Origin of the sequence: Serratia sp. (in: enterobacteria) (genome assembly GCF_046715635.1) — a bacterium.
GTDB lineage: Bacteria > Pseudomonadota > Gammaproteobacteria > Enterobacterales > Enterobacteriaceae > Chania.
In genome coordinates this window covers 1-2,721 of the sequence record NZ_JBKJYW010000321.1, presented here as the reverse complement: position 1 = coordinate 2,721, position 2,721 = coordinate 1, and the positions used below count along the sequence as shown (strand labels likewise).

Genomic DNA, 2,721 nt, shown 5'->3' with positions numbered 1-2,721 from the left:
ATCAAGCGCTGGTCGCCGGTGTGGATCATTCCCATTGTCACGGCGTTGATCGGTGCGTGGATCCTGTTTTATCACTTCAGCCATCAAGGGCCGCAAGTGACGTTGGTCACGACCTCCGCCGAAGGGTTGGAGGCAGGAAAAACCAAGATCAAAAGCCGTAGTGTAGATGTCGGTACGGTGGAAAGCGTCACCCTAAGCAATGACTTGAGTAAAGTCCTGGTGCAGGCTCGCCTGAATGCTGGTATGGAAAAGCTGCTGCGTGACGATTCGGCCTTCTGGGTGGTGAAACCGCAGATTGGTCGTGAAGGCGTCTCCGGGCTGGGAACCTTATTCTCCGGTGCCTATATTGAATTGCAACCGGGCAACAAGGGCAAGGTAGGGAAAGAGGATTATCAACTGCTGGATGCTCCGCCGCTGGCGTCTCCTGATGCCAAAGGATTACGCGTCATACTGGACAGTGACAAGTCCGGTCAGTTGAACGCTGGCGATCCGGTATTGTTCCGTGGCTACCGCGTCGGTTCGGTGGAAACCAGCTATTTCGATCCCAAGCTGCGCGCCATGCGTTATCAGCTGTTTATTACCGCGCCTTACGATCAGTTGATCACTACCAACGTCCGGTTCTGGAAAGACAGCGGCGTAGCCTTTGATATGTCCGCACAGGGGATGCGTGTGGAAATGGGATCCTTGGCGACCCTGTTTAGCGGTGGCGTGAGCTTTGACGTGCCAGAAGGTTGGGAACGTGGCCCAGCGGTGAAAGAAAAGGCCGAATTTGCCCTGTTCGATAACCAGCGCAATATTCAGGATTCGCTGTATACCGAGCATGTCGATTATCTGGTGTTCTTCTCCGAATCGATCCGTGGCTTGCAGCCGGGGGCGCCAGTCGAGTTCCGTGGTATTCGCCTGGGTACCGTGGGGCAAGTGCCGTTCTACAAAGAAGGCATGCGCCAGCAACTGGATAATGACTATCGCATACCGGTGCTGATCCGTATTGAGCCAGAGCGCTTTAACCAAGAGGTAGGGAAGGGTTTCGATGTAGTACAGCATTTGAAAGAGGCAGAAGCACGGGGCATACGCGCCTCGCTGAAGTCCGCTAACCTGCTGACCGGCGCGTTATATATCGATCTGGACTTCTATCCAAATGAGAAGCCGTGGAAGGGGCCGCGTGAGCTGTTCGGTTATCCGCTGTTGCCAACTACCGGCAGTGGCCTGGCGCAGATCCAGCAGAAGCTGGTACAGACGCTGGATAAGATCAATTCGATGCCGATCAATCCAATGATCAACGAAGCGACCAAAACGCTGGCCGCAAGCCAGCAGGCCATGAAAGAAACGCAGAAAACCCTGCAGTCACTCAATGACATCATCAGCAGTAAAGAGATGAAGGCATTGCCGGAAGATATGCAGAAAACCCTGCAAGAACTCAATCGCAGCATGAAAGGGTTCCAGCCAGGTTCACCGGCCTACAACAAAATGGTTGGCGATATGCAACGTCTCGATCAGGTGCTGCGTGAGCTGCAACCGGTGCTGCGCACTCTGAACGATAAGAGCAACGCCCTGGTATTTGAAGCCGCGGGCAGTGACGACCCTCAGCCGAAGAAGGCCAAAAAATGAAGAAATGGATCCCGGTAGTCCTGGCGCTGTTGCTGAGTGCCTGTAGCAGTACGCCAAGCAAGACCTATTATCAACTGCCAGCGTTGGGGACGCCGACTCAGGTGAGTGGAACCCCGGCATCCCGCCAGCTGTGGCTGGAGCACGTCAGCGTGGCGGACTTCCTGGCGCAAAGTGGGGTGGTGTACCAGACCAACGATGTGCAGTTTGTGATTGGGCAAAATAACCTGTGGGCCAGCCCGTTGGATCAGCAACTGCAGCAGACGCTGGTGACCAACCTGGGCAGCGCTTTGCCGGGTTGGGTGGTGTCATCACAGCCGATGAGCAGCGATCAGGATGTGCTTAACGTCACCATCAGCGGCTTCCATGGCCGCTACGATGGTAAAGCGATCGTTCGTGGTGAGTGGGTGCTGAGCCATCAGGGCAGCTTGATCAAGCGGCCATTCAACCTGGAATTGAAACAGGGTGAAGATGGCTATGACGCCTTGATCCGTACCTTGGCTCAAGGCTGGTTGCAGGAAGCGCAGGAGATTGCCGCACAGGCGGCGCGTCTTTAATCATAGTTGATAATAATACGGTCTAAAGCCATCCCGGTGAGGCAAACCAAAAACCTCTCCGGGATTTTTTTCGCTTACTATCATGTAATTATAACCCAATCAGTAATATCAGCCACTTAGCTTATGCGCCGTGCATAGCTCACAAATATGACAACGGTATGAAATTTGAACATTGATCTTCTCGTCATTTAGGGCTATTCCTTAAAGGTGGCTGTATTTCATGCGGCCATTGTTTTCTTTCCACAAAGTAACAACGAGGGAAACGAGGCATGAAGAGACAGAAAAGAGATCGTCTGGAACGGGCTGAATCACGCGGTTACCAAGCAGGTATTGCAGGGCGTTCAAGGGAAAATTGTCCCTATCAATCTTTAGACGCCCGGGCTAACTGGCTGGGAGGTTGGCGTCAGGCCATGGAGGACAGGGCTGTGACCGCTTAAGCGGCTCTCTGTCAAGAATAAGGAACGACCTCCGCCAAGGCGGAGGTTTTCGTTTTTAGCGTAAAATTAATCCTGCCAGCGTTTCAGCAGAATACTCGCATTCACCCCGCCAAAACCAAACC

At 53.4% G+C, this 2,721-nt stretch carries 3 protein-coding genes; all 3 read left to right on the top strand.

Annotated elements, in window-relative coordinates; translation table 11 throughout:
* On the top strand, window positions 1–1,608 hold a 1,608-nt coding region (pqiB, locus tag ACLQ7H_RS17105), incomplete at its 5' end, for an intermembrane transport protein PqiB (protein WP_411753698.1).
* Window positions 1,605–2,162 carry a membrane integrity-associated transporter subunit PqiC gene (gene pqiC / locus ACLQ7H_RS17100; RefSeq protein ID WP_411753697.1) on the top strand — a complete coding sequence of 186 codons (558 nt, stop codon included), beginning with the start codon at window positions 1,605–1,607 and terminating at the stop codon, window positions 2,160–2,162. The genes pqiB and pqiC, both read left to right, overlap by 4 nt.
* Before the next feature lie 269 nt (window positions 2,163–2,431).
* A complete protein-coding gene (gene rmf / locus ACLQ7H_RS17095; protein WP_411753696.1) occupies window positions 2,432–2,599 on the top strand; it encodes a ribosome modulation factor in 168 nt (55 codons plus the stop codon).
* Window positions 2,600–2,721 lie beyond the last annotated feature (122 nt).